This is a genomic window from Hafnia sp., assembly GCF_036648275.1.
Classification (GTDB): Bacteria; Pseudomonadota; Gammaproteobacteria; order Enterobacterales; family Enterobacteriaceae; genus Hafnia; species Hafnia alvei.
Genome location: NZ_JAVXIQ010000003.1, coordinates 112466 through 132772, shown reverse-complemented (window position 1 = coordinate 132772; position 20307 = coordinate 112466). Strand labels below are relative to the sequence as shown.

Here is a 20307-nt window from a genome sequence, read left to right as displayed (position 1 = left end):
AGCGATTGATAATCATTTTCAATATCATTTAATTAACTATAATGACCAGACTGCTTAACCGGAGCGGATGTTTTGCTCCTTTGAAATCTGGAGAAGATGAATATGAGCTATACCCTGCCATCCCTACCTTATGCCTACGACGCATTAGAGCCTCACTTCGATAAGCAAACGATGGAAATCCATCACAGCAAGCACCATCAGGCCTACGTCAACAACGCGAACGCCGCACTGGAGTCTCTGCCAGAATTAGCTAAATTAACCGCCGAAGAGCTGATTGCTCAGCTTGATAAAGTCCCTGCTGAAAAACGTACTGCGCTGCGTAACAACGCAGGCGGTCATGCAAATCATAGCTTCTTCTGGAAAGGTTTAAAGCTTGGTACTGAACTGAAAGGCGATCTGAAAGCGGCTATCGAACGCGATTTCGGCAGCGTTGATAAATTTAAAGAAGAATTTGAAAAAGCAGCGGCAACGCGCTTTGGCTCCGGCTGGGCGTGGCTGGTGCTGAAAGTAGATGGCAAACTGGCCGTGGTTTCTACTGCAAACCAAGATAGCCCGCTGATGGGCGAAGCGGTTTCTGGTGCTTCCGGTTACCCAATTGCGGGTCTGGACGTTTGGGAACATGCTTACTACCTGAAATATCAGAACCGTCGTCCAGACTACATCAAAGCGTTCTGGAGCGTGGTGAACTGGGACGAAGCTGCAAAACGTTTTACTGAAGCGAAAAAGTAATCGGCTGTAGTCATTGTCCATCGTGAGACAGCTGTGATCGGAGCGTGGGGAAACCCACGCTTTTTTTGTTTTTAAACCCCATGGGAACGGTATAGTAAGGGTATTATCATTTTCTTGATGAATCTGCTTTGGGGAGCTCTGCATGCACTATCCAACGATTTACACCGGTACCATCATTCCTTATGAAGGCAGCAAGCCGAGTGCAATTGGCAAGCGTCAGATTTCCGGAGGCGTGATGCTTAATCGCCTTGGGTTGGAAGGTGATGAGCAGGCAGAGAAGAAAGTCCATGGCGGTCCCGATCGGGCGCTGTGTCAGTATCCGCGTGAGCATTATCAGTTTTGGCAACAGCAGTATCCCCAGCAGGCTGAGCAATTTTGCGCTCCGGCCTTAGGCGAAAATATTTCCACTGAAGGGATGACCGAAGAGAATGTTTTTATCGGTGATATCTACCGTTGGGGAGAGGCGCTGATTCAGGTCACTCAGCCGCGTTCGCCGTGCTATAAACTCAACTATCACATGGATATCGATGAATTCTCCGTGCAGATGCAACAAACTGGCCGCTGCGGCTGGCTGTATCGCATCGTTGGCGAAGGCGTGGTCAGTGAAGATCAGCCGCTGGAACTTGTGTCACGTAACAGCGATATCAGCGTGGCAGAAGCGATTTCCATCTGCTTCCATATGCCGTTTGATGAAGAAGAGTATCGCCGTCTGATGCGTGCGGCAGGGATCTCGGCCAGCTGGAGTAAAACGCTCCAAATGCGGGTTCTCAACGGCAAAATTGAAGATATGAATCGAAGATTGCTCGGGGTTTAACCCCTAGTATTTAACCCTCAGTATTGCCAGCCATCGTTTTAAGCCATTGAATAAAAGCGTTGATCTTTGGCCACTGGCGCTCCGAAAGAGTTGAGATGTAGTAGCGTTGCTCGCACTGCATTTCAAACTCTGGGAATGGCGCAATTAACTCTTGGCTCTCAAGCCGCTTATTCACCAGATTTTTACGTCCCATCGCAATACCCACATGGTTCATTGCAGCGATTACCGCCAGATCGGAACGATCAAACCCCATACTTCGCTGATCTTCAGCGATATCAACGTTAAAATTCCGTGCCCATGAATGCCATTCACTTTCGTTGGAGTCGTAACTCCATGCCTGACGATCGTGCAGCAACGTGCTTTGGCGCAGATTAAATGGTTTCCCGACGAGATCGTGCTGTTTGGCATATTCGGGGCTACACACCGGTATCATTGATTCATTCATCAGGTGCTGACATGACAGGGTTTCTGGTGGTTTATCATCAAAATAAATCGCCAGATCGATTCCCGCGCCGTTGAAGTTAACCATCTCGTTGCCGGTTAAAATGTTTAAGCTGATCGCCGGATATTGTTTAGCAAAATCAGCCAGTTTCGGCACTAGCCAACATTGTGCGATTGATGGGCGAGAATAAACCGTCAGCGTTCCCGACAGCTCTTGGCTTTTTATCTCAAGAATTTCTTGATTGAGATAGCTGAGAGAGGATTTTAGCGCCCAAAATACCCGCTCTCCTTCGGGCGTTAGCCCAATGCGGCGATGAAATCGCTGGAATAGCTTAAATCCCAACTCTTCTTCAAGCTGATTGATGCGATGGCTAACGGCGCTGGGGCTTATCGATAACTCTTCAGCCGCGAGCGCAAAAGACTCATGTCTGGCCGCAACTTCAAAGGTATAGAGCTTTGATAGCTGATAGCCATTAAGCAGTTTGTTACGTGCGATGTATTTTGAATGCTCGAACATAGCGACCTCGTTTGGACAGAGCATCAGCATACGCTAGCGGAGCGTTTTAGCGTGCTCACAGATGAGTTAATGTGATTCAATCGCGATAATTCCTCTCTGTTTTGACCAATATCACCCATTTGATTCAATCTGGCTCATGTGAAGGCTGAATTTGATCGTTTGTCAGCGATGTTCACTTCTTATCCAATAGACAGGTGATTTATTACAGGGTGAGGTTGGAAATGAGCTCGCAAATTTGGGTCGTTGGAACGCTATTAACAAGCATCATAATAATTATATTAACCATCGTTAAATTTAAGATTCACCCATTTTTAGCACTACTGCTGGCCAGTTTTTATGTCGGCGTGTTAATGGGAATGAACCCGTTGGAAATGGTGAATGCCATTGAAGGTGGGATCGGTGGAACCTTAGGCTTTTTAGCCGCCGTGATTGGTCTGGGAACTATTCTGGGCAAAATGATGGAGGTTTCCGGTGCCGCTGAGCGTATCGGCATTACGTTGCAAAAATGCCGTTGGTTATCACCAGACGTCATTATGGTTTTAGTTGGCTTGGTTTGCGGTATTACGCTGTTTGTGGAAGTGGGCGTGGTATTGCTGATCCCTCTGGCATTTTCAATTGCTAAAAAGACCAATACTTCTTTGCTAAAGTTGGCGATCCCGCTGTGTACCGCGCTAATGGCGGTGCATTGCGTTGTCCCTCCGCATCCGGCGGCCTTGTATGTAACGAATGCGTTAGGCGCGGATATTGGTACCGTCATTGTATATGGTCTGTTGGTGGGGCTGGTGGCTTCGCTGATCGGTGGCCCGTTATTTTTGAAGTTTGTCGGTCATCGCCTTCCGTTTAAACACGTCCCCGCCGCGTTTTCTGAGCTGGAAGTGCGCCGAGAAGAGGATCTGCCATCGCTGGGCGCCACGTTATTTACCGTGCTGCTGCCAATTGTACTGATGCTGATCAAGACGGCGGCCGAACTCAATATGACCAAGGGTTCGGCGCTATATAACTTCTTTGAATTCATTGGTAATCCGATTACTGCGATGTTTATCGCCGCCTTCGTTGCCTATTACGTATTAGGCATCCGCCAGCATATGAGCATGGGTAAACTGCTGAGCAAAACGGAAGATGGTTTCTCTTCAATTGCTAACATTTTGCTGATTATCGGTGCGGGTGGGGCATTTAACGGCATTCTTAAAGCCAGTGGCCTTGCTGACACTTTGGCTGTGCTGCTCTCCAATATGCATATGCATCCGATTTTGTTGGCTTGGCTGGTGGCGATCATCCTTCATGCCGCAGTGGGTTCTGCCACGGTGGCCATGATGGGAGCCACGGCGATTGTTGCGCCGGTATTGCCGCTTTATCCCAACGTGAGCCCTGAAATTATCACGCTCGCCATTGGCTCTGGCGCGATTGGTTGCACCATCGTCACCGACTCCCTGTTTTGGCTGGTTAAGCAATACTGTGGTGCAACGCTGAGTGAGACATTTAAATATTACACAGTGGCGACTTTCATCGCGTCGCTGATCGCTTTAGGTACGACTTTCCTACTCTCTTATATCGTTTAATCGAGAAGATACTATTTATGAATACGTTTGAAATTGAACATTTGGTTGAACAATATCCATTGGTTAAACAGCTGATTAGCTTAGATGAAGTTACGTGGTTCAACCCAAATACCACCACGTTGGCGGAGGGGCTTCCTTACGTTGGTTTAACGCAGGATGACGTTACGCAGGCGGAGGCGCGCCTTCAGCGATTTGCCCCTTACCTTTGCTTAGCGTTCCCAGAAACGCAAAAAACGCACGGTATTATTGAGTCTGAAGTTGTTGCGATTCCTGAGATGCAGGCTGCGCTGGAACAGCGCTATCAGCAAAAAATTGCTGGTCAGCTGATGCTGAAAAAAGACAGTCATTTGCCTATCTCTGGGTCGATCAAAGCGCGTGGCGGGATTTACGAAGTGCTTACTCATGCTGAAAAACTGGCCATTGAAGCGGGAATGCTGTCAGAAGAAGATGACTACAGCGTGCTGTACTCTGATAAGTTTCGCCAATTCTTTAGCCAATACAGCATTGCGGTAGGCTCTACCGGTAATTTAGGTATGTCGATCGGCATTATGAGCGCCAAACTTGGCTTCAGCGTTAGTGTGCATATGTCGGCTGATGCGCGGGCGTGGAAAAAGCAAAAACTGCGTGAGCACGGCGTGAATGTGGTGGAGTATGCGCAGGATTATGGCGTGGCCGTTGCTCAAGGACGCAAAGAGGCGGAATCAGATCCTCATTGTTTCTTTATTGATGATGAAAATTCACGCACGCTATTTTTAGGTTATGCCGTTGCCGGTGGGCGTTTACGCCAACAGTTTAGCCAAATGAATATTCACGTAGATGCTGAACATCCGTTGTTTGTTTATCTGCCGTGCGGCGTAGGTGGTGGCCCTGGCGGAGTCGCATTTGGCCTGAAATTAGCCTTTGGCGACAACGTGCATTGCTTCTTTGCGGAGCCCACACATTCACCGTGTATGCTTCTGGGAGTTCATACGGGTCTGCATGATGAAATTTCAGTTCAGGATATTGGGATCGACAACATCACCGCCGCCGATGGTTTAGCCGTTGGCCGTGCATCCGGCTTTGTTGGGCGAGCGATGGAGCGCCTGCTTGATGGTTTATATACCTTAAGCGATCAGGAAATGTATAACCTGTTGGGACTTTTAAATCAGCAGCAAGGTATTCAGCTAGAACCTTCGGCGCTGGCGGGAATGCCGGGAGCAGCACGAGTCTGTGGGGATGCTCAATATCTACAGAGCCACGGATTAGACACACAGAAAATGCAAAATGCGACTCACTTGGTATGGGCAACGGGTGGGGGCATGGTGCCAGCAGATGAGATGGCGAAATATCTCGCGGCGGCAAAAATCTAGTTTCTAGCGTGATCAATAGGCGAACGGGGCGAATTGCCCCGTTTCTATATCTATCTGAGGATTATCAGCGGATCCTACAAATACAACGAACGCACAATCAAGAAATGACCGGCAAAATAGCTGGCGGCAATAATGGCGTCGGCAGCGCGGAAAGTGAAGCGATAGCTATTGACCAGCCATACCACGTTCGACAGCAGCAACAGCGATGCCCCCACCAACAGTGAGAAACCATAATCAGTACCGCGAGCAAAGTATTGATCGCCCGCCATCCACACCATCAATAGCGTCATCGCGATATAGGTCACAACCGGCCAGCGCATATCGTCTAAACGCGTCCAAATGGTGGCTATCAAAGCAATCCCGATAACGATTAATACCGCCAACATAGGCAGATAGAACGAGACCGTTAAGGCACTGGCGAAGCTGATGGTGTACAGAAGATGTGATAAGAAAAACGCGCCAATGGCGTACAGCACTCGCTCGCGTGGCAGCAATAACAGCGCATCGGCGGCAAGTGTGGCGAGCAGGCCAAGTAGAATCAGATAGCCGCTGGCCTGAATATTGGGCGCACTCCATGCCAGCAAAAGCAGTAACAGTAGGGTGACGGGTTTGAAGACCCAACGTTGCCAGCGCGGGCCACGATAGCTGGCATCAACAAATAGCCAACCAGAAAATAAGACTGCAAGAAAAGCCCAACTCATCATTTATCCTTTTTTTAATTAGCAGGTTAATTTTCTGATTCTTATGATGCTGACGTCACATCAAGAATAAGAATAAATAGATAGTCACTTATCTTCTGAGTGTAGGGGATCACCGCGGGCGACGACAATCACTTTACCTGCTATCGGTGCGGATGAAGTGTAAACAACTTCATGTTATGTTAACCCGCTGTATCCATAGCGCATATGCTGCTGAGCAGGCGTTGTGGCCGCCATAAAGTTATTGAATTTGAAATTGCCCATTGGCAGTGATGAGGAACGTCATGTCTGGTCAAGCGCCTTTGTACCGAATTCAGTTTATGAACAACGGTAAAAACTATCAGCTTTATGTGCGTGAAATTGTACAAAGCAATTTGTTTGGTTTTCTCGAAATCGCCGATTTTGTTTTTGATACCCAAAGCGCCGTGTTGGTCGATCCCTCAGAGGAGAGGTTGAAGAACGAATTCTCTGGCGTAGAGCGCAGCTATATTCCTATTCAGGCCGTTATTCGCATTGATGCCGTCACCGAACGCGGCAGCGCACGAATCTCTGATTTAGGCGATAATGTCACCGTCTTCCCTTATCTTTCCGGCAAAAAACCATGAGTAAACCACCGCTGATATTTGTCGTGATCGTCGCTGTTATTGTGGTATTTGCGGCTCAACGTTTCATGCAGCAACGCCGTCAAAATGCTATCAACGATGCCGCACCTCTGAGCACTCAACAGGTTGAAGTGAGCGCTAAGCGCGAATTTCCTGCGCCTAACCGACGTTCACGCCAGCGTGAAGTGATAGCGGGGGAAGATATGCGTTATGAGGTTTATTTCCAGCCAATAATGGGGGGGAGTGAGCTGAAATTTGTTGTGCCGGAAAAAACCTATCATCAGATAGATAAAGGTTCGCGCGGTACACTCAGCACGCAGGGCACGCGCTTTGTGAGTTTTGAACAACAGGCGCAATAGCCAAAACCTCCCCTGTTGGGGAGGATTATTCAGCCAGTCGTTATTTCTTCGGCGGAGTATTCTTTTTCTGCCAAGCCAGCAGCTCAAAAACGCCAAACAGGAAAATACGGACTTCCTGCCATTTGCCGATCTTAGGTTGGTCTTTGGTTAACGTAGTTTTCAGCATCGTGACCTGCAAGCCATGCATCAACACCATAAACACCAGCGCTACGTTCATAAAAATATTCAGCGGGCGGGTGTAAGGATGGATGATGTTAACCAGCATAAATCCCCATACGCACAGCATGAGCAAGCGGCCAATATTAATTCCCATTGTGATTTCCTCGAATTATGACGCGCTGCGCGTATATAAACGATAAGCGACCTGACCCGCCACTTTTTCGCGATGCAATGTCCAGTTTGCAGGGACGTCAGCCGCAGCACTTTCCGCTTCGGCCTCAACGTAAATAAAGGCTTCATCCGCGAGCCAACCATGCGCTTCTAACAGCGTAATCGTTTCTTCCAACAGCCCTTTTCTAAAGGGAGGATCGAGAAAAACCACCTGATAGGGCGTACCCGGCTGTGATAACCATTTTAGCGCATCGGTGTTTTGCACCGTGATTTTGTCGGTACCAATCAGCGCGACATTTTTTTTGAGCTGCGCAGCCACCGTGCGGTCGGCTTCAAGCAGCGTAGCGTGCTCGGCATAGCGAGAAACGGCTTCAAAGCCCAAAGCACCGCTGCCGGCAAAACAATCGAGACAGCGAGCGCCATTCAGCTCGGGAGCCAGCCAGTTAAACAGCGTTTCACGCACGCGATCCGTGGTGGGGCGCAGGCCGGGGCTGTCTGGCACAGGAAGTTTTCGGCCACGCCATAGGCCGCCAATGATGCGGATTTGTCCGCTGGATTGGGATGCAGGTTTTTTTGCCATGAATGCGGTATTTTTTGTTTGGGTTGCAGTATTAGACGGTGCCATTACAGGCCAATCTTCATTGTTGCCGTGCAAGGTAACCGTTTATTGATGGAAATGCCACTTGAAACCCATCGGCATGCATGTTGCGATAAGGGGTTAAGTGATAAACTTGTTCAATTGCAGTTTATCAACAATTTTGAATTTCAGGCGGGAGAGTCGTCGCACTATGGCAAAAGATAAAAAACGTGGTTTTTTCTCCTGGTTAGGGTTTGGTCGTCAGGAAGAGCAGCCGGAAAAGGCGCAAGAAGACGAACAACAAACACCACCAGTGGTAGAAGAAACAGAACAACATCAAGCTGATGCGCCATCAGAGCAGACAACTACGCCAGAATCGCTGGATGACAAACTGCCTGAGCGTGAATCTGACTATGCGGCTTCAGTGGAAACTCCCGGCGAATGGGATGCCACCGTTGCACCAGAGCATGCCGCTGAAAATCTGCCGTTGGCGGAGCAGCATGCCCAGCGAGAAGCGCCAGCTAAAGTATTAGCTGATGAACTGGTTGAAACGACGGAGCATTTAGCATCAAGCCACGAGCATCGTCCCGATGCGCAAGGTGCCGAAGTTTTTGCTGAGCAAATTGTAGAGCTTACTCAGGCGCATCACGAAGAAGCACCTGCGCTGGAAGCTATCGCTGAACCGGAACAGATCGAACCTGAGCACACGCCAGTTTCCGCTCAGACAACCGCTGAAAATATTATTCATGCCAGTGAACCACTGGTGAACAAGCACGATAATCACCACGGCGGTGAGCATCTCGAACATGATGCGGAAGTGTTTGCCGAACAAGTGATTACGCTGACTGAAGCAGCACATCCGCATGTTCATCAAGAGCCGGTAATTGATGAGCCGTACATCGAAGAGCTGGTTGAGCAGGAAATCGCTGAAGATGATGCGATTAAACATGAGCCAGTGGTGGGGGAATCCGTTTCCGAGCCTGAGCCTGAAGCCATCGACGTAATCGCTGAGATTGCGCGCTCGGAAGAAGTTGTCGATCTGGATACCGACGTCGTTGATGAAACAGATACTGACGAAACAGACATTGATGACATCGATGAGGATGAATCTCAGGTTGAAGCAGAGCCAGAAGCCGTGGCGGTTGTTCAACATGAGCAGGAACGCCCAACGAAAGAAGGTTTCTTTGCTCGCCTCAAACGCAGTCTGCTGAAAACCAAGCAAAATCTGGGTTCCGGATTTTTCGGCTTGTTCCGTGGTAAGAAAATCGACGACGATCTGTTTGAAGAGCTGGAAGAGCAGCTACTGATTGCCGACGTGGGCGTTGAAACCACCAACAAAATTATCAAATCTCTGACGGAACACGCTAGCCGCAAAGAGCTCAAAGATGCTGAGTCGCTGTATGGCAAACTGAAAGAAGAGATGGGTGAGATTTTAAGCACCGTCGATAAACCGCTAGACGTCAGTGGTCATACGCCGTTTGTTATCTTGATGGTTGGCGTTAACGGCGTGGGTAAAACCACCACGATTGGTAAGCTGGCTCGCCAGTTCCAAGCCGAAGGCAAATCGGTAATGCTCGCGGCGGGCGATACCTTCCGTGCGGCGGCGGTTGAACAGTTGCAGGTCTGGGGTGAGCGAAACAATATTCCCGTGGTTGCACAGCATACCGGTGCTGATTCTGCTTCCGTCATCTTTGATGCGATTCAAGCCGCTAAAGCACGTAATATCGATGTGTTGCTGGCAGATACCGCAGGACGCTTGCAGAACAAGTCGCACTTGATGGAAGAGTTAAAGAAAATCGTTCGTGTAATGAAAAAGTTAGACGAAGATGCGCCGCATGAGGTTATGCTGACGATTGATGCGAGCACCGGACAAAACGCGGTGAGTCAGGCAAAACTGTTTAACGAAGCGGTTGGCTTGACCGGTATTACGTTAACCAAGCTGGATGGCACCGCTAAAGGCGGGGTGATCTTCGCCGTGGCCGATCAGTTTGGCATTCCAATCCGTTATATCGGGGTTGGTGAAGGTATCGAAGATTTACGGCCATTCAAGGCCGACGATTTTATTGAGGCACTTTTTGCCCGTGAGGATTAATACGGATGATTCGCTTCGAACAGGTCAGTAAAGCGTATCTGGGCGGGCGTCAGGCTCTGCAAGGCGTAGATTTCCATCTACGTCAGGGCGAGATGGCGTTTCTCACCGGTCACTCAGGCGCAGGGAAAAGTACCCTGCTTAAACTGATATGTGGCATTGAGCGCCCGAGCGCAGGACATATTCTTTTTGGTGGTCATGACATCAGCCGCTTACGGAACTCAGAAGTTCCGTTTCTGCGTCGCCAGATTGGCATGATTTTCCAAGACCATCATCTGTTGATGGATCGAACGGTGTACGACAACGTGTCGATGCCGCTGATTATTTCAGGTGCCAGCAGCGAAGATATTCGCCGCCGTGTCTCTGCTGCGCTGGATAAAGTGGGGTTATTGGACAAAGCCAAAAACTTCCCGATCCAGCTTTCCGGCGGGGAACAGCAGCGCGTTGGGATCGCCCGTGCGGTGGTTAACAAGCCTGCCGTGCTGTTAGCGGATGAGCCAACCGGTAACTTGGATGAGGCTCTGTCAGAAGGTATTTTGCGCCTGTTCGAAGAGTTCAACCGAGTGGGCGTTACGGTGCTGATGGCAACCCATGACATGGGGCTGATTGCGCGCCGTCGCTACCGTATGTTGACGCTCAGTCAGGGACGTATGGACGGAGGTATTTCGCATGGCTAAGGCTCCAAATCGTTCGGCCTCGCGCGCGAAAATGCCGGACAAAGCCAAGGCGCTGCGTGGCGGTTGGCGTGAACAGTGGCGCTATGCATGGGTTAACACGCTGGCTGATATGATGCGCCAGCCGTTGGCGACCCTGCTTACGGTGATGGTCATTGCTATTTCACTGACGCTGCCCAGCGTGTGTTATCTGGTCTACAAAAACGTCAGCGAAGCGGCTTCACAGTGGTATCCAACGCCGCAGCTGACGGTTTATCTGGATAAAGCGCTCGATGACGACGCTGCCGAACAAGTGATGACGGTGCTGAAAGGCGAAGAGGGCGTGGATAAAGTTAACTACCTCTCGCGAGAAGAAGCGCTGGGCGAATTCCGCAACTGGTCCGGCTTTGGCGGCGCGCTTGATATGCTGGAAGAAAACCCGCTTCCTGCCGTAGCTATCATTACGCCAAAAATGAATTTTGAAAGCAGCGATACTCTCAACACCCTGCGCGATCGCGTGGCGGCCGTGAAAGGGGTTGATGAAGTTCGCATGGACGACAGTTGGTTTGCGCGTTTGGCTGCGCTAACGGGGCTGGTCGGGCAGGTCGCGGCGATGATCGGTATTTTGATGATTGTGGCCGTGTTCTTGGTGATTGGTAACAGCGTGCGTCTGAGCATATTCAGCCGTCGCGACACCATCAATGTGATGAAGCTGATTGGGGCGACCGACGGATTTATTCTCCGGCCCTTCCTTAATGGCGGTGCGCTGTTAGGCTTTAGTGGTGCAATTCTATCGCTGATTTTGTCTCAGGCGATGGTCTGGCAACTGGGCTCCGCGGTTGCCAAAGTCGCCTCGGTATTTGGCACCACATTTGTGCTGCACGGTTTAGGTTGGGACGAGTGCCTGTTGTTGGTGCTGGTTTCCGCCATGATTGGCTGGATTGCCGCGTGGCTGGCCACCGTCCAACATTTACGCCGATTTACACCACAATAGTGAAATAGTGTTATACTCTTCCCTCGTTGAGTTGCTGACGGGGGAAGAGCCATTCTGGTTAAACCCGATACCGGTTCTCCATCCTATACTCCCCCCATCACGTTCCCAATGAGTTCATATTTGTTGTAGAATTGTGCTAAATTTATGCACGCAACATTGAACTTGTGGGGTAACTCACGGTCAAATTTTGCAGAATCGTGTTAGTGTCCGCGCTGTTATATCGTTAGAATTGCTACGGCGTTACTAGTACGGCTGGATTGAATATTGAGAGGGTTTGAATGACCAAAGAGATGCAAACTTTAACCTTAGTTCCTCAAGGTAGCTTGGAAGCTTACGTTCGTGCGGCCAACACCTATCCGATGCTGACAGCAGAGGAAGAGAAAGAACTGGGTGAACGACTGCATTACGAGGGTGACCTGGATGCAGCAAAACAGCTGATTCTGTCGCACCTGCGCTTTGTTGTTCATGTTGCCCGTAACTATGCCGGCTACGGGTTGCCGCAGGCAGACCTGATTCAGGAAGGTAACATCGGCCTGATGAAAGCTGTGCGTCGTTTTAACCCAGAAATGGGCGTACGACTGGTGTCCTTTGCGGTTCACTGGATCAAAGCTGAAATTCACGAGTATGTGCTGCGTAACTGGCGCATCGTGAAGGTTGCGACCACCAAAGCCCAGCGTAAGCTGTTCTTCAACCTGCGTAAAACCAAGCAGCGTTTAGGCTGGTTCAATCAGGACGAAGTGGAACTGGTTGCTCGCGAGCTGGGCGTGTCTGAAAAAGACGTGCTGGAAATGGAATCGCGTATGGCCGCGCAGGACATGGCTTTTGACATGTCTAACGATGACGATGACAGCTCACCTGCTGCGCCAGTGCTGTTCTTACAGGATAAATCTTCTGATTTCGCCAACGATATCGAAGATGACAACTGGGATAGCCACGCCGCCGACAAACTGAGCTTGGCGATGGAAGGCTTGGATGAGCGTAGCCAGCACATTATCCGTGCCCGCTGGTTAGACGACGACAACAAAGCAACGCTGCAAGAACTGGCCGATCAATACGGTGTGTCTGCAGAACGTGTGCGTCAGCTTGAAAAGAACGCAATGAAAAAACTGCGTGCAGCAATTGAAGCCTAAGCTTTAAACGCACGACAGTCCGACAAAAGGCGATGCTTGGCATCGCCTTTTTTGTTTATTATCTTCATCCTAACTCTGCCAACCCTGTTCACCGCTGCTCAGCTCACAGAAGTTAAACCCACACGCCTTCATGAAAGCATCCATCTCTTCGCGGTTCTCGCTTGGGACCTCGCTTGCAGCCAATTGCCAGACGTTGATATCGGGCAACTGACGCAGAGTATCTTCAATCAGATATAAACCTACGCCGCGGCGGCGCGTCACTTCACGTACGCGCAGGTCGTGCAGCGTGGCGAAACCTTTGGTTTTATCGGCAAATACCTTTACGGCACCCAATAGACGGTCATTGAAACGGGCGGCGAAGAGGGCATTTCCCGCTTCGAGCCAAGCTTGCCATGCTTCTGGCTGCTGTTCTGGCCACACTTTTCCCAAGTCACGGATGTCGTCTGAATTTAATTCTACTAAGCGTTCAATGGTGAGTTTCATGTTTTATCTTCTGCCGAGAATAATTGATAAGCATTGTAAGTGATCTGCATCCATTGGCGGTGTAACTTTTGGTGTACAAAATCTGAGCGGATTATTTTTATCGATCTGCTATTTTCAGAGTAAAAAATTAGTAAATGAATTGTTTAACAGATGAACGTGCTTACCTAGTGATAAATATCGCCTTAACACTCCGGTTTTTGTGCTGTTTACACCGCTTGTTTCTAGTCTTCTGATTTGATTTGCAGAATAATTCTCCTGTTTAATGATATGAAAAATAAAGTCTTATTAGAAAATATTGCTGTGAAATCACATAATTCATTATTTCTTATGCATAAAAGTGTTTAATGTTAATAATATGTTGCGTGATAACACATCAAAGCAAACACAACAAACATAACAACAGGCGGGGATGAGCGGATGAGTATTAATAAGGGTAAGGTTTTTCTGGCGGGTTGTATGGCGTTAGCGATGAGCAGCAGCGTGATGGCGAAGGACATCAAAATTGCCATCGTGGGCGCGATGTCTGGCCCAGTGGCGCAATATGGCGATATGGAATTTACCGGTGCTAAGCAGGCGATTGCTGATATCAACGCCAAAGGCGGCGTGAACGGCGACAAATTGGTCGGTGTGGAATATGACGATGCCTGCGATCCAAAACAAGCGGTAGCGGTGGCAAACAAGGTGATTAACGATGGCATTCGCTATGTTATCGGCCATCTGTGTTCTTCTTCCACTCAGCCCGCTTCGGATATCTATGAAGATGAAGGCGTGTTGATGATAACCCCAGCTGCGACCAATGCCGATCTCACCACTCGCGGCTATAAGCTGATTATGCGTACTACCGGGCTGGATTCCGATCAGGGGCCAACGGCGGCGAAATATATTCTCAACACCATTAAACCGCAGCGTATCGCCGTAGTGCATGACAAACAGCAATATGGTGAAGGTCTGGCTCGTTCGGTTAAAGATGCGTTGGAAAAATCCAATGTGAAGCCCGTGCTGTTTGAAGGTGTGACGGCAGGTGACAAAGATTTCTCCACGCTAGTGGCAAAACTGAAGAAAGAGAACGTCGATTTTGTTTACTTCGGTGGCTATTACCCAGAGATGGGGCAGATTTTGCGTCAGGCTAAGCAAGCAGGCCTGAAGGCTAAGTTTATGGGGCCAGAGGGCGTGGGTAACTCTTCGCTGTCTAACATCGCGGGGGATGCTTCCGAAGGCATGCTGGTCACTCTGCCACAGCGCTACGATCAGGTTCCGGCTAACAAAGCTATTGTGGACTCGCTGAAAGCCAAAAAACTGGACCCAACTGGCCCGTTTGTGTGGACCACCTATGCCGCGCTGCAATCGCTGACTACCGGCATGGAGCGCAGCAAAAGCGAAGAGCCTGCTGACATCATCAAAAATCTCAAAGCTCAACCGGTTGATACCGTGATGGGACCATTGAGCTGGGATGACAAAGGCGACCTGAAAGGCTTCGAGTTCGGCATCTTTGAATGGCACGCTGATGGTTCATCCACCGCGGTGAAGTAAGTTCTGATCGCTAACCCCACCCCAACCCTCCCCTTGTCAGGGGAGGGAGCCGAACGGTGTTTTGTTCCGGCAAAGCGGCGGCGGGGAGGGGAGAAAGAAGATAGCTGAACTAAATTACTAGAAGCAGTTACCAGAAGTCGTTACCTGTTAAACCCCAACTCTTCCCTGCGAAGAAGAGGCGTAGAACATCGATGCCACCCCCTTGCATTATAAGGATAGGGTATGTCAGAACAGTTCCTTTATTTCATTCAGCAGATGTTCAACGGCGTAACGCTGGGGAGCACCTATGCGCTGATCGCCATTGGTTACACTATGGTTTACGGCATTATCGGCATGATCAACTTCGCGCATGGCGAGGTTTATATGATCGGCAGCTATGTCTCCTTTATTGTGATTGCAGCGCTGATGATGCTCGGCATTGATGCCAGTTGGTTATTGATTGGCGCGGCATTCATTGTGGCGGTCGTCATCACCAGTGCCTATGGCTGGAGCATTGAGCGCGTGGCTTATAAGCCCGTTCGCTCGTCAAAACGCCTCATTGCGCTGATCTCCGCGATTGGGATGTCCATCTTCTTACAAAACTATGTCAGCCTTACGCAGGGTTCGCGCGATCTGGCGCTGCCGCGCTTGGTGACTGGCCAATGGACGCTAGGGGAAAGCAACGGCTTTGCCGCCAGCATTTCCACCATGCAAATCATTATCTGGATAGTGACGTTCCTCGCCATGCTGGCGCTGACGTTATTCATTCGTTATTCCCGTATGGGGCGTGCCTGCCGAGCCTGCGCCGAAGATCTCAAAATGGCGAGCCTGTTGGGCATCAGCACCGATCGCGTTATCTCTCTGACCTTTGTGATTGGCGCCGCTATGGCGGCTGTGGCTGGCGTATTGCTGGGGCAATTTTACGGCGTTATTAACCCATATATTGGGTTTATGGCGGGCATGAAAGCCTTTACTGCGGCGGTGTTGGGAGGCATTGGCAGTATTCCTGGCGCGATGATTGGCGGCCTGATTTTAGGCGTGGCGGAAGCGCTAACCTCGGCGTATCTGAGTACGGAATATAAAGACGTAGTGTCTTTTGCCTTGCTGATTGTGGTGCTGCTGGTGATGCCTACCGGCATCTTGGGGCGCCCGGAGGTTGAGAAAGTATGAAACAGCTCAATCTGGTTAACGCGATTATTTCCACCGTCACGATGTTTGTTCTAGCGTCATTTATTATGGGCGTTCAGCTTGGCCTAGATGGCACCCATTTGGTGGTTAATCTGGCGGATTCTGTGCGCTGGGAATGGATTGGTGCAGGCTGCGTGGTGGTCTTTTTCTTCCAATTGATGCGCCCGATGATCCAACAAGGCCTCAAGAAAGTTTCTGGCCCTTCTTTAGTGTTGCCAAGCTTGGATGGCTCTACGCCAAAGCAAAAACTGGTATTGGCGCTGATCCTCATCGCTGCGGTGGTTTGGCCGTTCGTGGTATCACGTGGCACCGTGGATATTGCCACGCTGACGCTTATCTACGTCATGTTGGGGCTGGGTCTGAATGTCGTGGTCGGGCTGTCTGGCTTGCTGGTGTTAGGGTACGGTGGCTTTTATGCCATCGGCGCTTATACCTACGCGCTGCTCAATCACTATTATGGCATTGGATTTTGGGAAAGCCTGCCAATTGCTGGGATCGTTGCCGCGGCCTTTGGCCTGCTGCTGGGATTTCCTGTATTGCGGCTGCGCGGCGACTATTTAGCGATTGTTACGTTAGGCTTCGGCGAAATTGTACGTATTTTGCTGCTTAACAACACGGAGATTACCGGTGGCCCAAACGGCATCAGCCAGATCCCAAAACCGACTTTCTTCGGGCTGGAATTTAACCGTAGCGTGCGCGACGGTGGCTGGGGGTCATTCCATGAATTCTTTGGCCTGAAATATGATCCAAGCGATCGCATTATCTTCTTGTATCTCGTGGCATTGCTGCTGGTGGTCATCACGTTGTTTGTGATCAACCGACTGCTGCGAATGCCGCTTGGGCGAGCGTGGGAAGCGCTGCGTGAAGATGAAATTGCCTGTCGTTCATTAGGCCTGAGCCCAACGCGGATCAAGCTTACGGCGTTTACTATCAGCGCGGCGTTTGCTGGTTTTGCGGGAACCTTATTTGCGGCGCGGCAGGGGTTTGTTAGCCCTGAATCGTTCACCTTCGTGGAGTCGGCCTTTGTGCTGGCGATTGTGGTATTAGGCGGGATGGGATCGCAGTTTGCGGTGATTCTGGCTGCGGTGATCTTGGTGGTGTCTCGTGAACTGATGCGTGATTTAAATGAATACAGCATGCTGTTGCTCGGTGCGCTGATGGTGCTGATGATGATTTGGCGGCCGCAAGGATTACTGCCAATGAAACGTCCACAGCTGAAATTCGCCCCACGCAAAGGAGGCCAAGCATGAGCGCAAAACCTCTGTTGCTAGTGAATAATTTATGCATGCGCTTTGGCGGATTGCTGGCGGTGAATAACGTTGCGCTGATGCTTAATGAGGGGGAAATCGTCTCTCTTATTGGGCCGAACGGAGCGGGAAAAACCACGGTATTTAACTGCTTAACCGGTTTTTATCGCCCGAGCAGCGGCTCGATTAAACTGCGCGACCGTGAGCTTGCTGGGTTGGCTGGGCAGCAAATTGCACGAATGGGCGTGGTACGCACGTTCCAGCATGTCCGCTTGTTCAAAGAGATGACGGTGGTTGAAAACCTGCTGGTTGCACAGCATCAGCATCTGAAAAGCGGGGTGTTCGCGGGCCTGCTAAAAACGCCAACGTTTCGCCGCGCTGAAGCCGATGCGCTAGAGCGTGCCGCCGTATGGTTAGATCGCGTGGGATTGCTGGAGTTCTCAAACCGTCAGGCGGGGAATTTAGCCTATGGTCAGCAGCGCCGACTAGAGATAGCCCGCTGTATGGTGACGCGTCCTGAATTGCTGATGCTGGATGAACCGGCCGCAGGGCTTAACCCAAAAGAAACCGAAGAGCTTAACGAGCTGATCGCCGATTTACGCAATCATCATCAGGTCTCCGTGCTGTTGATTGAGCATGATATGAAATTGGTGATGGATATTTCAGACAGAATTTACGTGGTGAATCAGGGAACCCCGCTGGCACAAGGTTCTCCTGAAGAAGTGCGCAATAATCCGGATGTCATCCGTGCTTATTTGGGAGAGGCGTAACTATGCTGACTTTAGACAATGTCTCGGCTCATTACGGAAAAATTCAGGCGCTGCACAACGTCAGTATTCAGATCCAGAAGGGTGAAATCGTAACGCTTATCGGCGCAAACGGTGCAGGAAAAACGACGCTGTTGGGTACGTTATGCGGTGAGCCGCGAGCGACTTCGGGGCGCATCAATTTTCTTGGACAAGACATCACCGACTGGCAGACGGCCCGTATTATGCGCGAGGCAATAGCGATTGTGCCGGAGGGGCGTCGGGTATTCTCGCGTATGACGGTTGAAGAGAACTTGGCGATGGGTGGCTTCTTTGCCGATCGTCACCAGTATCAAGAACGTATTGCTCGAGTTTATGATCTGTTCCCTCGCTTGCATGAACGTCGTATACAGCGCGCAGGCACCATGTCCGGCGGTGAACAACAGATGCTGGCAATCGGGCGTGCCTTGATGAGTCAGCCTAAGCTGTTGCTGCTCGATGAGCCGTCGCTAGGCCTAGCGCCCATCATCATTCTGCAAATTTTCGATACCATTCAACAGCTGCGCGAAGAGGGCATGACCATATTTCTGGTCGAACAAAATGCCAATCAGGCGCTCAAGCTGGCCGACCGTGGCTATGTGCTTGAAAACGGCCACGTGGTGCTGGAAGACAGCGGTTCAGCACTGTTAGCAAACAGCGCCGTACGTAGCGCGTATTTGGGCGGGTAGAATTCTCAGCCATCTTCGTTTATTTGAGGATGGCTGATTTTTCCTCGTCACCGTCATCCCTCCGTCATATTTCCTTCACCTATCGGTTATTTTTCTGTCATACGCGCATGTCATGGTACATCCCGAAAATAAGACGTTCTTTATCACTCAACTTTTACGGTGATAACACTCATTCGACGGGGATTTAGCATGATGAATAAGATAATAAAGCGCAGCATTTGTAGTTTAGCGGTCACGTTTTGCCTCAGCGCTCCAGCGTGGGCGGTCACTGAAATTCCCTTCTGGCATTCGATGGAAGCGGAGCTCGGTACTGAAGTCGATAGCCTTGCTCAGCGCTTTAACCAATCTCAAAATGAATACAAAGTGGTGCCGGTTTACAAAGGCGACTATGAGCAAAGCCTAGCGGCGGGTATTGCGGCTTTCCGTGCGGGTAAAGCGCCGGCAATCTTGCAGGTTTATGAAGTCGGCACGGCCACCATGATGCAGGCTAAACAGGCGATTAAGCCGGTTTATCAGGTATTTAAAGATGCGGGTATTCCGTTCGATGAATCCCAGTTTGTTCCAACCGTCGCAGGCTACTACGCCGATAATACTTCTGGGCAACTTCTTTCTCAGCCGTTCAACAGTTCAACGCCGGTTCTCTACTACAACAAAGACGCTTTTAAAAAGGCGGGCTTAAATCCGGATGAGCCACCCAAAACATGGCAGGCACTGGCAGAGGATGCGGCGAAGCTACGTGCGAGCGGTATGAGCTGCGGATATGCGTCTGGCTGGCAGGGCTGGGTACAACTGGAAAACTTTAGCGCGTGGAACGGCGTTCCTTTTGCCACTGAAAACAACGGCTTTGGTGGTCCATCGGCGCGTTTAGAGTTTAATAAGCCGCTGCAGGTGAAGCATATTCAACTGCTGTCAGACATGCTCAAAAAAGGCGATTTCAGCTATTTTGGCCGTAAAGATGAGCCAACGGCGAAATTCTATAACGGTGACTGCGCGATGATGACCGGTTCTTCCGGCTCGCTTGCCAACATTAAGCAGTATGCCAAATTTAACTATGGCGTGGCCTTTATGCCCTACGATGCCGACGCAAAAGATGCACCGCAAAATGCCATTATCGGCGGTGCTAGCCTGTGGGTGATGAACGGCAAAAAGCCTGAGACTTACAAAGGCGTAGCGGAGTTCTTCCAATTCTTAGCCAAGCCAGAGATTGCCGCCGAATGGCATCAAAAAACCGGCTATCTGCCGATCACGACGGCGGCCTATGAGCTGACTAAACAGCAGGGCTTCTACGATAAAAATCCGGGCGCAGATGTTGCTACGCGACAAATGCTGAACAAGCCACCGTTGGCGTTCACCAAGGGCGTTCGTTTAGGCAATATGCCGCAAATTCGTACCGTGGTTGATGAAGAGCTTGAGGGCGTTTGGACCGGTAAGAAAACGCCACAACAGGCATTAGATGAAGCGGTATTACGCGGCAACCAGCTGTTAGAGCGCTTTGAAAAATCGGCGAAGTAGCTGAAGTAGTTTTTGTTCTACCTTGCCAATCGCCTTAAAGATGGGGCGATTGG

Annotated in this window: 21 protein-coding genes; 16 read left to right on the top strand and 5 right to left on the bottom strand. The window is 50.2% G+C overall.

Annotated elements, in window-relative coordinates; translation table 11 throughout:
• The first annotated feature begins 102 nt into the window (after nt 1–102).
• Complete coding sequence (gene sodA, locus RSC70_RS04750; RefSeq protein WP_332541853.1) at nt 103–729, top strand: superoxide dismutase [Mn]; 627 nt, start codon at nt 103–105, stop codon at nt 727–729.
• Between the two features lie 142 nt (nt 730–871).
• The gene (gene yiiM / locus RSC70_RS04745) at nt 872–1543 is read left to right on the top strand and encodes a 6-hydroxyaminopurine reductase (RefSeq protein ID WP_040046452.1); all 672 of its coding nucleotides are present in this window, start codon (nt 872–874) and stop codon (nt 1541–1543) included.
• Nucleotides 1544–1553: 10 nt separating this feature from the next.
• Here yiiM and dsdC read toward each other — a convergent pair whose 3' ends face one another.
• Complete coding sequence (dsdC, locus tag RSC70_RS04740) at nt 1554–2501, bottom strand: DNA-binding transcriptional regulator DsdC (protein ID WP_063586217.1); 948 nt, start codon at nt 2499–2501, stop codon at nt 1554–1556.
• Between the two features lie 221 nt (nt 2502–2722).
• On the opposite strand from dsdC, the gene dsdX reads away from it, so the two are divergent.
• Nucleotides 2723–4060 (top strand): D-serine transporter DsdX, encoded by a 1338-nt coding sequence (gene dsdX / locus RSC70_RS04735; protein ID WP_282807587.1) that lies wholly within the window; start codon nt 2723–2725, stop codon nt 4058–4060.
• A 17-nt stretch (nt 4061–4077) separates the two neighbouring features.
• Entirely contained in the window at nt 4078–5409 is a 1332-nt protein-coding gene (locus tag RSC70_RS04730) for a D-serine ammonia-lyase (RefSeq protein ID WP_332541852.1), read from the top strand.
• A 74-nt stretch (nt 5410–5483) separates the two neighbouring features.
• Here the strand turns inward: RSC70_RS04730 and RSC70_RS04725 are convergent, their stop codons facing one another.
• On the bottom strand, nt 5484–6110 hold the full coding sequence (locus RSC70_RS04725; protein WP_332541851.1) for a lysoplasmalogenase: 627 nt from the start codon (nt 6108–6110) through the stop codon (nt 5484–5486).
• 281 nt (nt 6111–6391) lie between these two features.
• On the opposite strand from RSC70_RS04725, the gene RSC70_RS04720 reads away from it, so the two are divergent.
• Together RSC70_RS04720 and RSC70_RS04715 are read left to right on the top strand one after the other, a co-directional pair.
• Complete coding sequence (locus tag RSC70_RS04720; RefSeq protein ID WP_332541850.1) at nt 6392–6712, top strand: DUF1820 family protein; 321 nt, start codon at nt 6392–6394, stop codon at nt 6710–6712.
• Nucleotides 6709–7068, top strand: a complete 360-nt coding sequence (locus tag RSC70_RS04715) for a DUF2500 domain-containing protein (protein WP_115104262.1) — start codon at nt 6709–6711, stop codon at nt 7066–7068. Before RSC70_RS04720 ends, RSC70_RS04715 begins: the two co-directional genes overlap by 4 nt.
• Nucleotides 7069–7108: 40 nt before the next feature.
• Here the strand turns inward: RSC70_RS04715 and RSC70_RS04710 are convergent, their stop codons facing one another.
• Both RSC70_RS04710 and rsmD read right to left on the bottom strand, forming a co-directional pair.
• Nucleotides 7109–7381 carry a DUF1145 family protein gene (locus RSC70_RS04710; RefSeq protein WP_025799404.1) on the bottom strand — a complete coding sequence of 91 codons (273 nt, stop codon included), beginning with the start codon at nt 7379–7381 and terminating at the stop codon, nt 7109–7111.
• A gap of 15 nt (nt 7382–7396) precedes the next feature.
• Nucleotides 7397–7978, bottom strand: coding sequence for a 16S rRNA (guanine(966)-N(2))-methyltransferase (gene rsmD / locus RSC70_RS04705; RefSeq protein WP_130997915.1), 582 nt, complete (start codon nt 7976–7978; stop codon nt 7397–7399).
• A 208-nt stretch (nt 7979–8186) separates the two neighbouring features.
• Here rsmD and ftsY point away from each other — a divergent pair, with 208 nt between their 5' ends.
• The 4 genes from ftsY (at nt 8187) to rpoH (ending at nt 12841) form a co-directional block, all read left to right on the top strand.
• Nucleotides 8187–10067 (top strand): signal recognition particle-docking protein FtsY, encoded by a 1881-nt coding sequence (gene ftsY / locus RSC70_RS04700; RefSeq protein ID WP_332541847.1) that lies wholly within the window; start codon nt 8187–8189, stop codon nt 10065–10067.
• Nucleotides 10068–10072: 5 nt separating this feature from the next.
• A complete protein-coding gene (gene ftsE / locus RSC70_RS04695) occupies nt 10073–10741 on the top strand; it encodes a cell division ATP-binding protein FtsE (protein ID WP_004090701.1) in 669 nt (222 codons plus the stop codon).
• Entirely contained in the window at nt 10734–11711 is a 978-nt protein-coding gene (gene ftsX / locus RSC70_RS04690) for a permease-like cell division protein FtsX (protein WP_025799398.1), read from the top strand. The genes ftsE and ftsX overlap by 8 nt, the downstream gene beginning before the upstream one ends.
• A gap of 278 nt (nt 11712–11989) precedes the next feature.
• Nucleotides 11990–12841, top strand: coding sequence for an RNA polymerase sigma factor RpoH (gene rpoH, locus RSC70_RS04685; RefSeq protein WP_025799396.1), 852 nt, complete (start codon nt 11990–11992; stop codon nt 12839–12841).
• A gap of 69 nt (nt 12842–12910) precedes the next feature.
• Here the strand turns inward: rpoH and panM are convergent, their stop codons facing one another.
• A complete protein-coding gene (gene panM / locus RSC70_RS04680) occupies nt 12911–13324 on the bottom strand; it encodes an aspartate 1-decarboxylase autocleavage activator PanM (RefSeq protein ID WP_234618321.1) in 414 nt (137 codons plus the stop codon).
• A 417-nt stretch (nt 13325–13741) separates the two neighbouring features.
• Between panM and RSC70_RS04675 the strand changes: the two genes are divergently transcribed.
• The 6 genes from RSC70_RS04675 (at nt 13742) to ugpB (ending at nt 20254) form a co-directional block, all read left to right on the top strand.
• Entirely contained in the window at nt 13742–14854 is a 1113-nt protein-coding gene (locus tag RSC70_RS04675; protein ID WP_040046461.1) for a branched-chain amino acid ABC transporter substrate-binding protein, read from the top strand.
• A 222-nt stretch (nt 14855–15076) separates the two neighbouring features.
• Nucleotides 15077–16003: a high-affinity branched-chain amino acid ABC transporter permease LivH gene (gene livH / locus RSC70_RS04670; RefSeq protein WP_234618320.1), complete on the top strand. Its 927-nt coding sequence runs from the start codon at nt 15077–15079 to the stop codon at nt 16001–16003.
• A complete protein-coding gene (locus RSC70_RS04665; RefSeq protein ID WP_130985195.1) occupies nt 16000–17271 on the top strand; it encodes a high-affinity branched-chain amino acid ABC transporter permease LivM in 1272 nt (423 codons plus the stop codon). Before livH ends, RSC70_RS04665 begins: the two co-directional genes overlap by 4 nt.
• Nucleotides 17268–18038 (top strand): high-affinity branched-chain amino acid ABC transporter ATP-binding protein LivG, encoded by a 771-nt coding sequence (gene livG / locus RSC70_RS04660; protein WP_332541844.1) that lies wholly within the window; start codon nt 17268–17270, stop codon nt 18036–18038. The genes RSC70_RS04665 and livG overlap by 4 nt, the downstream gene beginning before the upstream one ends.
• Nucleotides 18039–18040: 2 nt before the next feature.
• Entirely contained in the window at nt 18041–18742 is a 702-nt protein-coding gene (gene livF, locus RSC70_RS04655; RefSeq protein WP_040046465.1) for a high-affinity branched-chain amino acid ABC transporter ATP-binding protein LivF, read from the top strand.
• A gap of 192 nt (nt 18743–18934) precedes the next feature.
• Nucleotides 18935–20254: a sn-glycerol-3-phosphate ABC transporter substrate-binding protein UgpB gene (gene ugpB, locus RSC70_RS04650; protein ID WP_442904250.1), complete on the top strand. Its 1320-nt coding sequence runs from the start codon at nt 18935–18937 to the stop codon at nt 20252–20254.
• Nucleotides 20255–20307 lie beyond the last annotated feature (53 nt).